Source organism: Bartonella sp. CM86QHHN, assembly GCF_042194695.1.
Taxonomy (GTDB): domain Bacteria; phylum Pseudomonadota; class Alphaproteobacteria; order Rhizobiales; family Rhizobiaceae; genus Bartonella.
Genome location: NZ_JBHIND010000086.1, coordinates 1 through 18,764, shown reverse-complemented (window position 1 = coordinate 18,764; position 18,764 = coordinate 1). Strand labels below are relative to the sequence as shown.

The following is an 18,764-nucleotide window of genomic DNA, read 5'->3' as shown; positions in this document are numbered from 1 at the left end:
ACTCAATAGAATCAAGATTCACCTATTCCCCCATATTAGACATAACTATTTTATTTTACTTGCTTTTTATATACCATTTATATCTAAGGGAAAATTATATTTTTTTACCAGCTTAGGTGTTTCTATCATGGCTATAATATGGGCAACTTCTCTCTTAAATGTATTGTCACCTACAACTTGTTGTACATCACCAAAGCGTATCGTAAACTCCTGTAATAATTGCTCTATAGTGTCTCCTAACGCTATATGACAAATCCCTTTTTGAGACCTAGCCACCAAAAGCTTTCCTATTGATACATCTTTCAGACAGAATACTCTCGTTTGGGAAATATTCAGCATTTTAGCCTTCTTTATATTTTAAAAAGTTTTGAACATCATCCATAAAGTAAAGGGAGAGTATTCACTATCTTTTAAAAACAAACAAAATCATTCTGAAATTATCTCCTTAGCCATTGTATTAAATACACTCTCACCTTTTTATGAAATGGAAAGATACATAGATTGACTTTCTTCCTACCCTAAGACGGAAACTTCGACCAGAGCTGATCTATCAACAATCTTGCTTTTTATATAACAGATTCCAACTGAACCCATTTGATATGGTTTATTTCATAAGCTCTCTACAGACAAATCCTGCTCTGAATTCTATCATACACTCTAACAAAAACACCTTAATGTGGTAAATTTTCATACCTTATATCACAACTCTAAACGGCAGTATTTTACGGAACAACACGATAAGCTTCCCATTTTATTTTACGAAATCCCATCGAACCATAAATAATAGCTTATGTTTTACAAGCAACAGAAAAAGCGCGTGCTCTCTTAAGCAAAAAACGTCATAAAACACAAAGAAAGTATGCCGGCAATGGATTGGAAAGATGTTCCGGCTTTTTATGCTCCACAGTATGCTTGAATATTCTAATTTGTTGGAGCACTGTTATTATTTTTTATCAAAGGTCATACTTTTGATAAACTGACGAGATGACTCAACTCAAAAAAGAAATTTATCTTCAATTTTATGAAAAAAAGCATGGAAAAGGTATTTTAATGCTTACTTTCTTTTTCACTTAACTTATAAAATGACGGTAGCCTCAGAACTAAAATATTTTGCCCGCAACAATCACACACAGATATTTGTCATAGGAAAAAGTCATGCCCAAACGCACAGATATAAAATCTATTCTTATCATCGGAGCAGGACCTATTATCATTGGTCAGGCATGTGAATTTGATTATTCAGGCACTCAAGCCTGTAAAGCATTAAAAGAAGAAGGTTACCGAATTATTTTGGTAAATTCTAATCCTGCCACGATTATGACAGATCCAGATCTAGCTGATGCAACTTATATAGAGCCCATTACTCCTGAAATAGTTGCCAAAATTATTGCTCACGAGCGTCCCGATGCCCTTTTGCCCACTATGGGAGGACAAACAGCCCTCAATACTGCTTTATCATTAAAGCGTATGGGTATTCTAGACCGCTATCATGTTGAAATGATAGGAGCCAATGCTGATGCTATTGATAAAGCTGAAGATCGTGCTTTATTCCGCCAAGCGATGGCAAAAATCGGTTTGGAAACGCCACGCTCTATGTTAGCCAATGCAACAGAACTGAAAGAAGAAAATCGCCAACAACACGCAAAAACGTGTGCTGAACTTAAAGCAAAACTTTCTGGTGCTGCGCTTGACAAAGCACTCGAAGAACTTGAGCGCAACTGGCGACATACCGAAGCTGATCGCAAACAACATTATATCGCTCATGCAACAGCAAAAGCAGTTCAAGCTCTTGATGTTGTTGGGCTTCCAGCTATTATTCGTCCTTCATTCACCCTTGGTGGAACTGGTGGTGGAATCGCTTATAACCGCTCTGAATTCTATGAAATTATTGAACGTGGGCTTGAAGCTTCACCAACAACAGAAGTATTAATTGAAGAAAGTGTTTTAGGGTGGAAAGAATATGAGATGGAAGTTGTTCGTGATAAGAACGACAACTGTATCATCGTTTGTTCTATTGAAAACATTGATCCAATGGGGATTCATACCGGTGATTCGATCACTGTAGCACCTGCTCTCACCTTAACCGATAAAGAATATCAATGTATGCGTAATGCTTCGATTGCTGTTTTGCGAGAAATTGGTGTTGAAACGGGGGGATCCAATGTACAGTTTGCTGTCAATCCTGAAAATGGGCGCCTCATTGTTATTGAAATGAATCCGCGTGTTTCTCGCTCTTCAGCGCTTGCCTCAAAAGCAACGGGGTTTCCCATTGCCAAAGTAGCGGCTAAACTGGCTGTTGGTTATACACTTGATGAATTAAAAAATGATATCACGGGTGGTGCAACACCAGCATCATTTGAACCTTCTATTGACTATATTGTGACAAAAATTCCTCGTTTTGCGTTCGAAAAATTTCCCGGTTCATCACCTGTCCTCACAACTGCGATGAAATCTGTAGGAGAAGTCATGGCAATTGGACGCACTTTTCAAGAATCGTTACAAAAAGCACTCCGTGGACTTGAAACAGGGCTTACGGGTCTTGATGAAATTGTGATTCCAGAGCATGCTGAAGGTGATGAAAAAAGTTCTATACGCTCAGCCATTGCCATACCAAGCCCTGATCGTCTACGCTATATTGCTCAAGCCATGCGCACAGGCTTACCCTTAAATGAGATTCACCAAATTAGCAAAATTGATCCGTGGTTTTTAGAACAAATAGCCTCCATCATTGAAATGGAGCAGCGTATCCGCATTCATGGATTACCCCAAGACGCAGATAATTTACGTATGTTAAAAGCTATGGGCTTTTCAGATGCGCGATTAGCCTCCCTTACAGGGAAAGAACCCGATTATATCGCAGCTTTACGTAAATCACTGAATGTTAAACACGTCTTCAAACGGATTGATACTTGTGCCGCTGAATTTTCTTCTCCTACAGCCTATATGTATTCAACATATGAAGTTCCCTTTGCAGGTGTAGAGCACTCGGAAGCACACGTTTCTGAACGCAAAAAAATTGCTATTTTAGGCGGTGGACCAAACCGCATTGGGCAAGGTATTGAATTTGATTACTGTTGCTGCCACGCTGCTTTTGCACTGCGTGATGCAGGATTTGAAGCGATTATGATTAACTGTAATCCTGAAACAGTTTCAACCGACTATGATACCTCTGATCGCCTTTACTTTGAATCTTTAACAACAGAAGACGTTATCGCTATTTTAGAAGCAGAACAGGAAAAAGGAGATTTGGTTGGAGTCATCGTCCAATTTGGCGGACAAACACCCTTGAAATTGGCAAGCGCTCTAGAAAAACACAATATCCCCATCCTAGGTACTTCACCTGACGCTATCGACTTAGCAGAAGATAGAGACCGCTTTCAAAAACTGTTATTTAAACTTAATTTAACACAACCTCAAAATGGTATTGCCCACTCCATTGAACAAGCACGCCTCATTGCCCACGAACTAGGCTTCCCTTTGGTTGTACGTCCCTCTTATGTTTTAGGAGGACGTGCTATGCAAATTATTCGTGATGAACGTAGCTTACAAAATTATTTACTTGAGAGTGTCCCTGAATTAATTTCAGAAGATATCAAAGTCCGTTATCCTAACGACACAACAGGACAAATCAATATATTGCTTGGTAAAAATCCGCTTCTCTTTGATACCTATTTAACAGAAGCAATTGAAGTAGATGTTGATTGTCTATGTGATGGTAACGAAACACTAATCGTTGGTATTATGGAACATATTGAAGAAGCTGGTATCCACTCTGGTGATTCAGCATGTTCTCTACCAGTCCATACGCTCTCAAATAAAATAGTTACTGAATTAGAGCGCCAAACCAAAGCATTAGCACAAGCACTTCATGTTCGCGGCTTAATGAATGTACAATATGCTATAAAAGATGACACCATTTATGTCTTAGAAGTCAATCCCCGTGCTTCACGTACTGTCCCATTTGTTGCAAAAACGATTGGTCGCCCTATTGCTAAAATGGCTGCACGTATTATGGCTGGAGAAACGCTTCATGATGCTCTTGAAGCTTATGGTGGATTACCTTCTTTGCAAAAAAAACAACATATTGCCGTCAAGGAAGCAGTATTTCCTTTTGCTCGTTTTTCAGGTGTTGATACACTTCTTGGTCCAGAAATGCGCTCAACCGGTGAAGTTATGGGACTTGACTATGAATTTTCGCTTGCTTTTGCTAAAGCCCAACTTGGAGCTGGTGTAAAACTCCCTAAAAAGGGAACTTTGTTCGTTTCTGTAAGGGATGAAGATAAAAAACGCATCTTAAATCCTGTAAAACGTTTAACTGAGCTTGGCTTTTCTGTTGTCGCCACAAGTGGAACACAAAAATTTCTCACCGAACACCACGTTGAAGCAAAAAAAATTAACAAAGTTCTAGAGGGACACCCCCATATTGAAGACGCTATTCGTAATCGCCAAATTCAATTGATTTTTAATACAACTAGCACTGCCAGTGCCATCTCAGACTCAAAATCATTACGTTATGCAGCACTCATGCAAAATGTTCCCTATTATACAACAATAGCTGGAGCCGAAGCCGTCGTAGAAGCGATCAAAGCACTCAAAAAAAGGCACCTTGAGGTACGTTCACTACAAAGTTATTTTAGTTGAATTTTCTTCTACTTAGCAAAATATACACTGTTTTCTTATTTTTTCTTTATATAAAAATTGATTAAGACTTGCTTTTTGTTCTAAAAACTTTTATAGAGGTTTCATCGAATTTTCGGTTACGTGACTTTCTTTCCTGTGCAATCTGCACTTTCGACGAAACTTCTCCCACCTAATTTCGATCTACAACCGTATTGAAGAAATGAAAGCTTCAATGCTCAATATAATTATATATTCTAAGGAGTTTCCTATGTCTACAGGAACAGTTAAGTGGTTTAATACGACAAAAGGTTTCGGATTCATTCAGCCTAGCGATGGTAGTGCAGATGTATTTGTACACATTTCTGCCGTCGAGCGTTCAGGTCTAAACAGTCTTAATGAAGGGCAAAAAATCTCTTATGATGTTCTTCAAGATCGTCGTTCAGGAAAATTTGCCGCTGGTAACCTTGCAGCACTTTAAAGTTTAAATTCTGCAATATTTTATTTAGAAATCTTCGTCTGTAAAGACGAAGATTTTTTTATTTTGTATAAAGCATTATTTTACCTTGTTAAAATAAAAGACTGCTTATCTCCTTTGCACAATTTATCAAACCTCTCTTATACTTCCTCAAAAACTTTCATAAAATCTACGAAGAGATTATCTTGTAAAATATCTCAAAAAAGAAGAATATAAAGCCCGTGTAAGAGTATTTTGGAAGTTTTTTATTGCATACAATATAATCTCTTATAGAATATCCTTAAAGCAATAACCATTTGTTGATATAATATAAGGATTTAAAATTATGGCTTTTATTGCCGACAAACTGTCTCGTATCAAACCTTCTGCAACAATTGCTGCTTCTCAAAAGGCCCGCCATTTAAAAGCATTAGGGCGCAATGTTATTGCTTTAAGTGCTGGAGAGCCAGACTTTGATACCCCAGACAACATCAAAAACGCGGCTATTGAAGCTATTCGAAGGGGAGAAACAAAATACCCTCCCATATCAGGAATTCCAGAATTGCGCCAAGCAATTTCTGCAAAGTTTAAAAGAGAAAATAATCTTCTTTACCAACCAGAACAAATTATTGTTGGTACCGGTGGAAAACAAATTCTCTTTAATGCATTCATGGCAACTTTGAATAAAGGAGATGAGGTCATCATTCCATCCCCTTATTGGGTTAGTTATCCAGAAATGGTCGCACTCAACGATGGTACGCCTGTCTTTTTAGAAACAAAAGCCGAATTTTCTTATAAACTCCAACCACAAGAGCTAGAAGCTGCCATTACCCCCAAAACCAAATGGTTCATCTTTAACTCTCCTTCAAATCCATCAGGTGCCGCTTATACACATAATGAATTGAAAAAACTTACAGATGTTTTAGTAAAATATCCTCATGTTTATATCCTTTCCGATGATATATATGAACATCTCACATATGAGGGTTTTACCTTTGTGACTCCAGCTCAAGTAGAACCAGCGCTTTATGAGCGTACACTCACAATGAATGGTGTTTCTAAAGCCTATGCGATGACGGGATGGAGAATCGGTTATGCAGGCGGACCACAAGAACTCATTAAAGCCATGGATACCATTCAAGGACAGCAAACATCTGGAACAAGTGTCATTTCACAATGGGCTGCGGTTGAAGCACTCAACGGGCCACAAGACTTTATTGCTAAAAATAAAAGTATTTTTCAAGCACGCCGTGATCTCGTTGTCTCCATGCTAAATCAAGCTCCTGGCATTCACTGTCCAACGCCTGAGGGTGCTTTTTATGTTTATCCTTCTTGCACCGGACTTATTGGAAAGAAAACACCCAATGGTCAACGTATTACGAATGATGAAGACTTTGCCATAGCGCTTCTAGAAACAGAAGCTGTTGCTGTCGTCCAAGGATCTGCTTTTGGACTTGGATCAACTTTTCGTATTTCTTATGCAACATCAGAAGAATTACTTGAAAAAGCTTGTATACGTATACAGCGTTTTTGCAACAGTTTAATTTAAAATTTTTAATATCATCTCTTGTGATTGTTTTTTGCCGAATGTTAGTATATCCGAGAAAATATCTGAAACTGTGTCATGGTCTAAATCTATCGATTCAGCAAAAATATCTATGAATAAACACAAAAATAGATGCTGTAGATAAAGATCAAAAAAATTTAGCTATCAAATAAATGAATCGGTCTATTATCATAAGAGATGACAAGCCTATTCTACTTTCTCCATTCAATTTATAACTCTAAAAAAGACCGAGCACTTTTAAACACAATTGCCCTTATAATCAAAGGCCCTTACAATAAAATCTCTTCTATTTCTCAGCTTCTTCTTCGTCCTAAAACGAAGAAGAAGCCACCTCCCATCGTTGTGTAAGCAATCCAGTTTCCTTTAAGTTCTATTTAATAACTACTTGATTTACTTCATAGGCTTTATGAACAAGACCTGCCTTAAATATTCACCTCACATTCTAATAAAAAGCACTTCATGTATAAGGTTTTAAATATTTTATATCACACCCCTAAAAGACAGACTTTTACAGTACAATAGAATATCCCCTCTCAAACTCCTCATTGAATTTTAGTATTCTTAAAAAAATTGTTGGATATCCACCAGTTTCGAAATTTTTTCTTTATCATCTTCCCATATATTGCAATTTCTAGGGACTCTTTCAAAAATTTAAAAAAAAGCCGGACATATGTCCGGCAAATTTGGAAAATCCTCAGAGATAAAATCAATCTGATAGATCTTCGTAAGGGAACACTCAAGAAAACGAAACTGGGAGGCAACATAATCAAGAGATAGTATTCTATGTCATTTTATAAGGAAAAGCACAATAAAGACTTAAGCGTATCTGCTATGCAATAAACACATAGCTTTAAATTTGTCTCCATCATGTACCACTCTCTTTAATTAAATAGTAAAAATGTTAACTACACCATCACACGATTGTCCATTTTTCAATATATAATAACCCTCACGGTTGCTAGTATTCATAAAAAACATTTATCCCTCTTTTCAAAAATATTTACCCGTACGGACTCCCTCCACTTTTAATGTGCAACAAATAATTTTAATTGATTCAATATAGGCAAATTTGAAACGAAAGAATATTACGGGAGTCTCAAGTTGCAAAACAGCTAATTATTCCTTATAAATTAAGATATTAATATTAAAAAGACCACTGGCGAGCTTTTAAAAAAATATAATCTCGAAAAGCATTTAACCTTGCCAAATTCTTTAAATTATAAGGATAACAAAAAAAAGTATCAAAAGAAGGAATATCAACCATATCAGGAAAAAGACGCACTAAATGCTCATCATTATTGACGATATAATCAGGAAGCACAGCAATCCCAAGATCACGCATAAGCGCATTCTTTATTGAGATGATATTGTTGATTTGTAAAACTGAAACGCGCAATGATCCATCACTTCTACCAGCCTTTTCCAACCAATTTAAACCAGACAAATAAGGTGGAACAGGTTCACCGAACGAAATAATACGATGCTCATCGAGATCAGACAATTTTTCCGGCTTTCCATAATTTGCAATATACTTTTCCGAAGCATAGACATGCATATGAATTGTAAAGAGTTTTCTTTGTATAAGATCAGGTTGTTTGGGTTGATGTAAGCGAACAGCACAATCCGCATGACACATTGTCAAATCAAGCTCTTCATCGGAAAGCAAAAGCTGAACCTGCATATCAGGATAAAGACTAAGAAATTCTGGCATACGCTCTGCAATCCACCCTGCCCCCATTCCAAAGGTCGAGGTCACACGCAAGTGCCCCGTTGGTTTTGCATAGCTTTCACTTAATTGCAAACGCACACTTTCAAGCTTCATCAAAACATCATGAGCTGTACGATAAAGAGTTTCTCCCTGTTCTGTAAGAATCAAACCACGCGCATGACGTTGAAATAAGGATACCCCAACCTCTTGTTCTAAAGCCGAAACCTGTCGTGAAACGGCTGATTGAGATAAATGAAGTTTTTGAGCAGCATGCGTAAAAGATCCCGCTTCTGCTGCAGCGTGAAAAACCCTTAACTTATCCCAATCCAACGGTGGCGCCACAATTAATTCTACCTCTATATTCTCTATGTTCTCAATGAATGACTAACGCCTGGGTATATCCAAAAACCGTTCTGCTTCCAACGCTGCCATACATCCTCTTCCCGCAGCTGTTACAGCTTGGCGGAATGTTTCATCTGTCACATCCCCAGCAGCAAAAACACCAGCAATGCTTGTTGCTGTTGAGTCGGGTGCTGTCCATAAATAGCCGCCTCGTTTTTGTTTCAGCTGTCCTTCAAACAGAGAAACAGCAGGATCATGCCCAATGGCAATAAATATGCCCTCTGCATTCACTTTCATCTCGTGACCTGTCTTAACATTTTTCAGACGTGCCCCTGTTACAACAGCGCCCATTGAATCTTGAGCTGGCAGCCCCACAATTTCTTCAACCACATGATCCCAAAGAACACGCACATTATTACAAGCCAGCAACCTATCTTGTAAAATTTTTTCTGCCCGAAACTGCCCCCGCCTGTGAACCACGCTTACACTTTTAGCCAAATGCGATAAATAAAGTGCTTCTTCAACAGCCGTATTTCCTCCTCCCACGACAATAACGTCCTTATCACGATAAAAAAAGCCATCACATGTAGCACAAGCGGAAACACCTCCGCCCATAAAGGTCTGTTCACTTTCTAAACCAAGCCAGCGCGCTTGAGCTCCTGTTGCAATAATCAGTGCATCACAAGAATATTGTGTTCCTGAATCCCCATATAAGACAAAAGGATACTTCAACAAATCAGCCTTTATAATTGTATCATAAACAATTTTTGTCCCCATATTCTCAGCTTGTTTTGCCATTTGTTCCATCAACCATGGTCCTTGAATGGGATCTGCAAAACCTGGATAATTCTCAACATCAGTTGTAATTGTCAATTGTCCCCCCTGCTGCAAGCCCGTCACCAAAACAGGCTTAAGCATTGCTCTTGCTGCATAGATCGCCGCTGTATAACCAGCCGGACCTGAGCCAATAATTAGCAGACGAATATGCGATTGTACCATTAAATCCCCTTCACTTTATTATAAATTAATTATTCTATAAATGATAACGGAATGCAGCCTTTTAAAAAAATATTTTTCAAGAGCCCTAATTATGTTATGTATACTTCTTTTCAAGTTTTATGAAAAGGTCTGATTACTAATTCATCAAGGCACGCTAATGTTAAGAATTAATCCTTATCCTATAAAGAGAAAAATGTAACTTCTTATGAGCACAAAACCATAATAAAAAGAGATACAAAGATAGGGAACGATCATTTTTCAATTTATTATCAATGTCTGTGCACGTTTTGCCTTAATCATGGGAGGAGCAATGCTTTTGCCAATTTTTGTGGATTTGCACGACAACAATCGTAATTGGATAAGCTTTCTCTATTCTTGTGCCATAACCACCATGTTAGCAACGCTGATTCTTTTAGCAACTAAGGGAGCTACTTGTCGCTTTTCAGCACGGCTTGGCTTTATGCTCACTGTTTGTCTTTGGCTTACAGGAAGCATCGTAGGTGCCTTACCTCTTTATCTTTCTCCTCTTCCCATTTCTCTAGCAGGAGCCATTTTTGAATCTGTTTCTGGAATTACAACAACAGGCTCCACAGTCCTTTCTGATCTTGATAATTTATCGCGAAGTATTTTATTATGGCGTTCTCTTATATGCTGGATTGGGGGCATTGGTTTTATCGGTTTAGCCCTCTTAATTTTGCCTTCACTGCGTGTGGGTGGCGTGCGACTTTTTCATATGGAATCATCTGATAAATCTGAAAAAATATTGCCTCGCATCAACCAAATTGCTAATGGAATTATCATCGCTTATGTTGGGTTAACATTGGCTTGTATGCTTTCTTATTTTGCTGCAGGAATGAATTTATTTGATGCCATTAACCATGCAATGAGTACAGTAGCAACAGCTGGTTTTTCAACGCATGATACTTCTTTTGGCTATTTTTCTGATACACCAGCCATCTTAATTATTTCAACAATCTTCATGTTGCTTTCTGCTTTACCTTTCGTACTTTATGTTAAATTAGTCCTTCCTGGACACTCTAAACGCTTCCTTGACCCACAAGTGATTGTTTTTCTCCATATCGTTCTCCTTTTCAGCTTTGCTTTAGCGGCATGGCTACGGTTTTATGATCATCGCGCGTTCCACTTGATTTTCCTTGATGTCATTTTTCACCTTTCATCCATTATTAGCACCACCGGTTACAGCGCTGAAGATTATCAACTTTGGGGACCGTTTGCGCTTGGAATTTTCTTTATTGTTTCTTTTACAGGCGGATGTGCTGGTTCTACTTCTGGTGGCATGAAAATCAATCGCCTTATTATTCTTTGGCGTATTACACAAACAAATATACAAAAACTTCTTTCTCCTAATGTTGTCGTAAAAGCTCGCTATGATCACTCAAATATATCAAACGATGTTGCTCAAGCCGTTTTATTTTTTGTATGTCTTTATATGTTCTGCCTTGTTATCGGCACTGCACTTTTGCTTACAACCGGTCTTGACTTTACCTCTGCCTTTACAGGTGTCTTAACCGCACTTTCAAATGTTGGTCCAGGCTTTGGAGATATCATTGGCCCTGCAGGTAATTTCTCTACAATCAATGATAATGCTTTATGGATTTTAAGTTTTCTAATGTTAGCTGGACGCCTTGAAATCATAACAATATTCGTCCTTTTTATTCCCGCTTTCTGGCGTGAACAATTTTAATGCATAACACTTTATTTTACCAAAATAAAAGGTATGAACAATATGCGTAATAATATTCAACCTTCACTCAATCGACCGAAAATTTTCTGAAATTTCAATCAAATTATCATATAGATGATTATACAAGTTAACATAAAAATAATTCGGCAAGAACAATCAAGTACCAAGAGCTTTCACATTCATAACATATAACTCTTTACTCTATTAAGCCCTTTTATCGTTAAAAATGGACACATAAAACATTCTTTTTTTTATGAATAATTTCTAATGCAAAAAATATGAATATTTGCTAATAAAAATGTTTTTTCTCTTTAATAGAACAACATCTTTATGGAAAATAGAATGCATTCTATTACAAATTTACAAGCTTGTTAAAAAACATCTCACAATACTCATCTTATTCATTTCACAACAATTCTTATGAAAGGTATAAGATATAATTGGTCCCATCATTTTTACTTAAATAATAAAGTGCATACCGAAACCACAACATAAGATACAATTAGCACCATCATATTATTTTTCTGCTGTTAATGTTGCAACAGACTGCATTTCAGACAATTTATAAGAAATCTCTTTACACCTTTCTTAAATAGTTTTTATCCGCCACATGCTCTCTTCCAATTGTGACGTGCAAGAAGATAGCTCTCATTGTTAATATCAACAGATTTTACATGAGAAAATCTTACGGTACTCAAAGCTCTTATTCAAATTGAAAAGGTAAATTATCTATAAAAATCATATATATATATATATATATATATATTGATCTTAAATCCATCTTATTATGAATTTATTGAAAATATGTACGACTATTTTATCCATGGAGATACCATCATTATCTTTTTAAGACAAGAAAACGTTTTTTTTTTGCTATCTATTTAAGTCTTACAAAACGAACAATATCAGCACGACCCCGTATAAGATAGTGCATAAATCCCCAGACTTGAGTTAAAGCATTATTTTCTTATTCTAAAATATCAATGAATAAAAGTAGCTTTCTTCTCTCCTAGTATGCTTTATCATAAACTACATATCGCTCTCAAGCGTATACATTTTTAATATTTTATCCAAAATTTTGAGAACTTTTTATAGCGTGCTACTAAAGACAATATAAATTTTGTAAAATAACATTTATATCATTGAGCTGTTTTCTTAATGACTATGAAAAACCTTTAAGAAAAATACTTTTATCATTCCTCAAAAAGATTTTTGATATAATAATCAAAGTGTTTTTTCTGCAAACAGTTCTTTGTAAACACTTTCAATCTTGCTTGCCTCTTTTTCCAAAGGAAAGTGAGTACGAACATGGGTTAAAGCTTTCTTTCCGGCTGCCAATGTTTTTTCTACATCAGCAAAATAAGGTTCAATTGCTGCTGTTAAAGCCGCTCCATCTCCTGCTTGAACAACCGTTCCTGTTCCCTCGACCACCAATTCTTTAAAAATTCCTACATCACTCGCCACTACAGCCGTCTGTGATGCCATTGCCTCCAATGGTGTCAGACCAAAACCTTCCAAACGAGACGGAGTTACATAAAGTGATAAACGGCGATACCACACAGGTATATCAAGCCTTTCACCAAGAAAAATAATGCGGTCGTTTAAACCAGCTTCAGCAATCTTCTGTCGTAATTTCTTTTCAAAACCATAATGCTGTTCTGTAGTCCGACCAGCGATAAGTGCTGTCCATTCGGGATAGTCAGGCAATAATGCTATCATCGCGTCTACAAACAAATCAGTACCCTTTAAATAGCGCACGCGCCCAAAACATCCTACCGCATATTTTCCTGGCACCCCAGTTGCTGGAAAGTAATCATCAGGAATTTTGGGGGGTGAAAAACGCCTAATATCCACTCCATGCATAATAACCTTATGAGGCACTTCTAGATAGGTTCCCGTACATACACTAGTAGCGATAACTTTATCCATACGACGAAGCAACCATTTGGTAAAAGGCTTGTGTTCGCGTCGAGATGCCGAAGTAAAGATGAGTTTAAGCTTCATTCGCAAAACATCGCGTAAAAACACCCCGCAAAGCATCTCAATATTGCGTCGTGCATGCCAAATACGAAATGGCTTCCCTTTCGGACTTTTCCAAAGTCCGAAAAGGTCCTTAAAGGCAAGTGTCGGTAAAGTTCGTGGTAAACCAAACCCCAAAGTGGATATACGCACACCCTGTTCGCGTTGCAGTGGAATAAGCTGAATAATCGTAGATGTTACTCCCGACAAACGCCTTTTAAAGTGAGGCGCAATAATTTCAGTTTCGTCCAAAGATACACGCATAATAATCCATATGTTATTTAGATGTACTGAACCTTAATGATCTCGTAATTATGCGCACCACCTGGTGCATTCACCTCAATCACATCACCTTCTTGCTTGCCAATAAGTGCACGTGCGATAGGCGAAGAAATAGAGATTTTACCAACCTTTACATCAGCTTCTTGATCTCCTACGATCTGATACACTTTTTTTTCTTCAGTATCCTCATCCAAGAGTTTAATGGTTGCGCCAAATTTTATTTTGTCACCTGAAAGACGCGAGACATCTATCACTTCTGCTCGTGCGATATAATCTTCAAGCTCATTTATACGCCCCTCATTAAGACTTTGCGCTTCTTTAGCTGCATGATACTCGGCATTTTCTGACAAATCACCATGTGCTCGCGCCTCAGAAATTGCTTCAATAATCCGCGGACGCTCCTGTTGTTGACGCCAACGCAACTCTTCTTTAAGACTTTCAAAACCAGCTGTAGTCATCGGAACTTTTTCCATAATCCGTCCCTTTCTATTACACGGAAAGTTTAATAAAAATACAAAAAACGGCTTCCAAAATTACTTTTGGAATCCGAAAACTACGATCTTTTTCATTATATAGTACAGTCTCTCTGTTTTCCATATAAAAATAAATAAAGGGAACAAAACATGTACCAATAGTGTTTAAAACATCTCATTTTGGTGTTTAAAATATTAAAATTCACTCTACTGCTGAGTCTCCTAAAGAAGAAAGAATTGTATTTTTTTCTGTTTTATCATAGTCTGGCAAAAGAAATCATATGTGATACGAAGAGAGAAGGATAGAAAATCACTAAAGAAGTTCTTTGCAGTAAAATGAAAAAAATCATAATTTTTTTTATGTTTGTTCCTTTCTTTTTAACTACAACGATATCCGAGGCAGCAGAGGCCTTTGTTACGAGAAATCTTAATTTTAGAGCAGGCCCCAGCACTCAGTATGCGCTTTGTGGCTTAATCTCTGCGGGGGAATTGATCTTTGTCAAAAACTGTGAAGGAAACTGGTGCCATATCCGATATAACGCTCAAATGGGTTGGGTGTCATCTCGTTATCTTTCATTTAAAGATGGAAATGATCTTTATCACACATACACAATGCCTTTAGTGCCCAAACGTACCGATTATTCTCCATAACAGCCATAATAACTTATGCCCTCTTGAATATCATCATGGAAAAAATGCAATAGTGTCTATGAACAACCACAAATATGCTCCCTCCAAAGAAATACTTCGAAGAATTTGTCTCATAGAAAAAACTTGATCAAGATCCTAATGAAAACTCCAATAAACCAAAACAAATCTGTTCAATAATGTTTTGCTGTTGTTGTAATGAAATTGTAAAAATTAGTATTTTCTTTAAAATCACCAGCACGCTTCTATCAAAGGATACAACAATGAAAAATGGTGTTACTGCAACAGTAGAAGCTCTTTCTGCTCTCATTGCTTCAGGTAATCCTCTTTTTAAGAATGGTGCATTATGGACACCTCACCGCCCTATTCGTCCTGAAAAATCTGAAGGTGGTATTTCATTTCAACTCGAAACATCTTTTAAACCAGCGGGAGATCAACCTCAAGCCATTAAAACTCTGGTTGAGGGAATTCAAAAAGATGAACGTACACAAGTGCTTTTGGGTGTTACCGGCTCAGGAAAAACCTATACAATGGCCAATATCATTGAAAAAACACAGCGTCCAGCTCTGATTTTAGCTCCCAATAAAACTTTAGCGGCACAGCTTTATGGAGAATTTAAAAGCTTTTTTCCTCACAATGCTGTCGAATATTTTGTTTCTTATTATGACTATTATCAACCAGAAGCCTATGTTGCACGCTCTGACACTTATATTGAAAAAGAATCCTCTATTAATGAACAAATCGACCGGATGCGTCATGCTGCAACACGCGCCGTCTTAGAGCGTGATGATGTTATTATCGTCGCATCTGTCTCCTGCATCTACGGAATTGGTTCCGTAGAAACTTATACTGCTATGACCTTCCAAATAGCAAAAGGGGACAAACTCAATCAACGAAAACTCTTGGCTGATTTAGTCTCTCAACAGTATTATCGACAAGATATCAATTTCATTCGTGGTTCCTTTCGTGTTCGAGGGGATACAATCGAAATTTTCCCTGCCCACCTCGAAGATCGTGCTTGGCGTATTTCGCTCTTTGGCGATGAAGTGGAAACAATTACGGAATTTGATCCTCTCACCGGACAAAAAACAGGCGATCTTCAATCAATTAAAATTTATGCCAACTCACACTACGTAATACCACGCCCAACACTTAACCAAGCGATGAAATCGATCAAAATGGAACTCGTTCAACGCCTCGATGAATTAAATGCGGCTGGACGTCTTTTAGAAGCACAACGTTTAGAACAACGTACAATTTTTGATTTAGAAATGTTGGAAACTACCGGCTCATGCTCTGGAATCGAGAATTATTCACGCTATTTAACGGGACGAAAACCCGGAGAACCACCACCAACCTTGTTCGAATACATTCCAAATAATGCTCTTGTTTTTATCGATGAAAGCCACGTAACCATTCCCCAAATTGGTGGCATGTACCGAGGTGACTTTCGTAGAAAAGCAACCTTAGCAGAATATGGTTTTCGCCTCCCTTCTTGTATGGATAACCGTCCTTTGCGCTTTGAAGAATGGAATGCTATGCGCCCACAAACGATTGCTGTCTCCGCAACACCTGGACGGTGGGAAATAGAACAATCTCACGGTACTTTTGCAGAACAAGTTATTCGCCCCACAGGGCTTGTTGACCCACCAACAGAGGTTCGTCCAGCCAAAAATCAAGTCGATGATATTGTGAATGAAATTCGTAAAACAATTCAAAAAGGCTACCGCACACTAGTGACCGTCCTAACCAAGCGTATGGCCGAAGATTTAACGGAATATCTCCACGAACAAGGTATTCGTGTACGCTATATGCATTCCGACATTGATACATTAGAACGCATTGAGATTCTACGCGATCTTCGGCTTGGCACCTTTGATGTCCTCATCGGTATCAACTTGCTCCGAGAAGGCTTAGATATTCCAGAATGTGGTTTTGTTGCCATTCTAGATGCCGATAAAGAGGGCTTTTTGCGCTCTGAAACTTCCCTCATACAAACAATCGGACGTGCTGCACGTAACGTAGATGGCCGTGTTATCCTCTATGCAGATACGATCACTGGTTCCATAAAACGAGCCTTACAGGAGACACAAAGACGTCGACAAAAACAAATAGCCTATAATGAAGAACACCATATCACACCGAAAAGTATCAAAAAAAATATCGGAGATATTCTCAATTCAGGTTATGAAAACAACCATATTCGTACAAATATCCCTGATGTCATCGAGAAAAAAAATATGGTTGGCAACAATTTAGCATCTCATATTAAACACCTCGAAAAATTAATGCATGAAGCAGCTGCTGATCTTAATTTTGAAGAAGCAGCACGCCTTCGCGATGAAATCAAACAATTACAAAAGATAGAACTAGAACTCGCGGAGAATCCCTTAACACATCATAGAGAACAATCCCCCCAAAAGCCCGTGTTACAACCAAGTCTTTTCTCCAAACCAGACCTTGCACACATGGGACCAACCATGGACACTGGTATTTTGGAAAATCAAAAAGGAAAATCTCGTAAAAACACCCCTAATCAAGCAACAATAAAACGAAAAAAACGCAATCAATGAAGGAGCAAAAAATTTCAAACCGCATAAAATAATCTTCAGCTCTTCTAAAAAAAGACGAAAGCTCAAAAGCAAACAGCGTTATCCGAAAAATAGACAACCTCCAACATCAAGGGTGCTTCAATTTGTCTAAAACAACATGAGAGAGAACATTTTATAAAAAATTTCTAAAATATATTATCTTTATACAGTTATACTCTGATATCTAACTCAATATTATTTATCCTTACAAGAAAATATTCAAATAGGACACTGTCCTATAACACAAATAAAGTAAAATAAGACTTTATCATAGCACCATAAGCCTATGATAAAAAATGATAACTTTTATTCATATCCCTATTGTTCAATTCATATTGTACCAAACAATAAAAAATTATCCCTAAATAAAGAGTTTATATTCCATAGTAAAAAATCGTGGACTCTCAATACAAACTTATTAATTAACCTCAAGCAGAGTACATTAATTGAAATCAAAATTCTTTTATGATTTCATTTTACTGTCTCGGCGATAGATTTAACTAAATAAATTTTTATTTTTTTTGTCACAATAAAGCCCAAAATTGTTCAGGCTCTATTCAGTTTGAAACGTGTAGGATGTGAAAAATACGAATTTACACAAGGAGCATCATTATGAAAAAAGTGATCAGGTTAGCGGTATTATCAGCAATGTCAACTGTGACCATTTTGATGCCGCTAAATGCAACGCTTGCGGATATGGCATGGAATCGTAGTGACTCTATCTCGAGAGAAATAGATGATATGATGAGGAAGATGCGTAAAGAAACAGATGATGCGATAAGGGAAATGAGGAAGAAAGCTGATATTCTGCCTTGCGGTTTTTCTCGCTCCCATTGTTCTGATAAAAAACGTAGCTTTTTATCTGATGATTTCCAAAAGTTTGTTGATGATTTCCACAAGAGTTCTGATGACGACAAGAGAAGATTTAAAGCCAAACATGAAAGGTCTGTAGCCAAACATAGTAAGACGGAACAACAACAACACCATCATCACCACCACCACCATTATCATCATGTTGAAAACAAAACATATCATTACGTCGAGCGCAAAAAGACAAAACACAGTAATATTCATATAGATAACTCAGGAGATGCTTTAGCGGTGGGTATTCTTGGTCTTGCAACAGGTACGATTCTTGGTACAATTTTAAAAAAACCAGAACAGCCACAAGTGGTTTATCAAATAGTACCACAAAATCAGGTAATTTATCAAAAAGTTCCGCAAAATCAAAGAGTTTATCAAGTGCAGCAAACGGTGGCATATGAGCCACTCCAGCAATCATTAGAATCTGATTGGCTTAACTATTGCAAGAAAAAATACCGTTCTTTCAACCCTAAAACAGGAACTTTCCGAGAC

The 18,764-nt window shown here is 37.4% G+C and carries 11 protein-coding genes and 1 pseudogene; 7 read left to right on the top strand and 5 right to left on the bottom strand.

The window, feature by feature from the left end; genetic code table 11:
* Positions 1–72: 72 nt before the first annotated feature.
* Positions 73–339, bottom strand: a pseudogene (locus ACFIKX_RS09540) (methyltransferase); the annotation flags it as partial.
* Between the two features lie 816 nt (positions 340–1,155).
* Between ACFIKX_RS09540 and carB the strand changes: the two are divergent.
* The 3 genes from carB (at position 1,156) to ACFIKX_RS09525 (ending at position 6,623) form a co-directional block, all read left to right on the top strand.
* Positions 1,156–4,641 carry a carbamoyl-phosphate synthase large subunit gene (carB, locus tag ACFIKX_RS09535; RefSeq protein WP_375628664.1) on the top strand — a complete coding sequence of 1,162 codons (3,486 nt, stop codon included), beginning with the start codon at positions 1,156–1,158 and terminating at the stop codon, positions 4,639–4,641.
* Between the two features lie 247 nt (positions 4,642–4,888).
* Entirely contained in the window at positions 4,889–5,098 is a 210-nt protein-coding gene (locus ACFIKX_RS09530) for a cold-shock protein (protein ID WP_012754908.1), read from the top strand.
* A gap of 322 nt (positions 5,099–5,420) precedes the next feature.
* Positions 5,421–6,623 carry a pyridoxal phosphate-dependent aminotransferase gene (locus ACFIKX_RS09525; protein WP_375612967.1) on the top strand — a complete coding sequence of 401 codons (1,203 nt, stop codon included), beginning with the start codon at positions 5,421–5,423 and terminating at the stop codon, positions 6,621–6,623.
* 1,162 nt (positions 6,624–7,785) lie between these two features.
* Here the strand turns inward: ACFIKX_RS09525 and ACFIKX_RS09520 are convergent.
* Positions 7,786–8,691 carry a LysR family transcriptional regulator gene (locus ACFIKX_RS09520; protein WP_273791217.1) on the bottom strand — a complete coding sequence of 302 codons (906 nt, stop codon included), beginning with the start codon at positions 8,689–8,691 and terminating at the stop codon, positions 7,786–7,788.
* A gap of 42 nt (positions 8,692–8,733) precedes the next feature.
* Positions 8,734–9,690, bottom strand: coding sequence for a thioredoxin-disulfide reductase (gene trxB, locus ACFIKX_RS09515; protein ID WP_375628661.1), 957 nt, complete (start codon positions 9,688–9,690; stop codon positions 8,734–8,736).
* Positions 9,691–10,000: 310 nt separating this feature from the next.
* On the opposite strand from trxB, the gene ACFIKX_RS09510 reads away from it, so the two are divergent.
* Positions 10,001–11,395, top strand: coding sequence for a TrkH family potassium uptake protein (locus tag ACFIKX_RS09510; RefSeq protein WP_375628660.1), 1,395 nt, complete (start codon positions 10,001–10,003; stop codon positions 11,393–11,395).
* A gap of 1,224 nt (positions 11,396–12,619) precedes the next feature.
* Here ACFIKX_RS09510 and ACFIKX_RS09505 read toward each other — a convergent pair.
* Both ACFIKX_RS09505 and greA read right to left on the bottom strand, forming a co-directional pair.
* Complete coding sequence (locus tag ACFIKX_RS09505) at positions 12,620–13,678, bottom strand: glycosyltransferase family 4 protein (RefSeq protein ID WP_375628658.1); 1,059 nt, start codon at positions 13,676–13,678, stop codon at positions 12,620–12,622.
* Between the two features lie 17 nt (positions 13,679–13,695).
* Positions 13,696–14,169 (bottom strand): transcription elongation factor GreA, encoded by a 474-nt coding sequence (greA, locus tag ACFIKX_RS09500; RefSeq protein WP_375628657.1) that lies wholly within the window; start codon positions 14,167–14,169, stop codon positions 13,696–13,698.
* Positions 14,170–14,505: 336 nt separating this feature from the next.
* On the opposite strand from greA, the gene ACFIKX_RS09495 reads away from it, so the two are divergent.
* The 3 genes from ACFIKX_RS09495 to ACFIKX_RS09485 all read left to right on the top strand — a co-directional run.
* On the top strand, positions 14,506–14,820 hold the full coding sequence (locus tag ACFIKX_RS09495) for an SH3 domain-containing protein (protein WP_375609122.1): 315 nt from the start codon (positions 14,506–14,508) through the stop codon (positions 14,818–14,820).
* 260 nt (positions 14,821–15,080) lie between these two features.
* The gene (gene uvrB / locus ACFIKX_RS09490) at positions 15,081–17,390 is read left to right on the top strand and encodes an excinuclease ABC subunit UvrB (RefSeq protein ID WP_375628655.1); all 2,310 of its coding nucleotides are present in this window, start codon (positions 15,081–15,083) and stop codon (positions 17,388–17,390) included.
* 630 nt (positions 17,391–18,020) lie between these two features.
* Positions 18,021–18,764, top strand: a 744-nt coding sequence (locus ACFIKX_RS09485; RefSeq protein ID WP_375628653.1) for a BA14K family protein, incomplete at its 3' end; no start/stop codon positions are given.

What these genes read in the sequence shown, in the direction of transcription:
- greA (WP_375628657.1), bottom strand. Translation starts at nt 14,169, where the DNA reads ATGGAAAAAGTTCCGATGACTACAGCTGGTTTTGAAAGTCTTAAAGAA.
- ACFIKX_RS09495 (WP_375609122.1), top strand. Translation starts at nt 14,506, where the DNA reads ATGAAAAAAATCATAATTTTTTTTATGTTTGTTCCTTTCTTTTTAACT.
- carB (WP_375628664.1), top strand. Translation starts at nt 1,156, where the DNA reads ATGCCCAAACGCACAGATATAAAATCTATTCTTATCATCGGAGCAGGA.
- ACFIKX_RS09525 (WP_375612967.1), top strand. Translation starts at nt 5,421, where the DNA reads ATGGCTTTTATTGCCGACAAACTGTCTCGTATCAAACCTTCTGCAACA.
- ACFIKX_RS09505 (WP_375628658.1), bottom strand. Translation starts at nt 13,678, where the DNA reads ATGCGTGTATCTTTGGACGAAACTGAAATTATTGCGCCTCACTTTAAA.
- uvrB (WP_375628655.1), top strand. Translation starts at nt 15,081, where the DNA reads ATGAAAAATGGTGTTACTGCAACAGTAGAAGCTCTTTCTGCTCTCATT.
- ACFIKX_RS09530 (WP_012754908.1), top strand. Translation starts at nt 4,889, where the DNA reads ATGTCTACAGGAACAGTTAAGTGGTTTAATACGACAAAAGGTTTCGGA.
- ACFIKX_RS09510 (WP_375628660.1), top strand. Translation starts at nt 10,001, where the DNA reads ATGCTTTTGCCAATTTTTGTGGATTTGCACGACAACAATCGTAATTGG.
- trxB (WP_375628661.1), bottom strand. Translation starts at nt 9,690, where the DNA reads ATGGTACAATCGCATATTCGTCTGCTAATTATTGGCTCAGGTCCGGCT.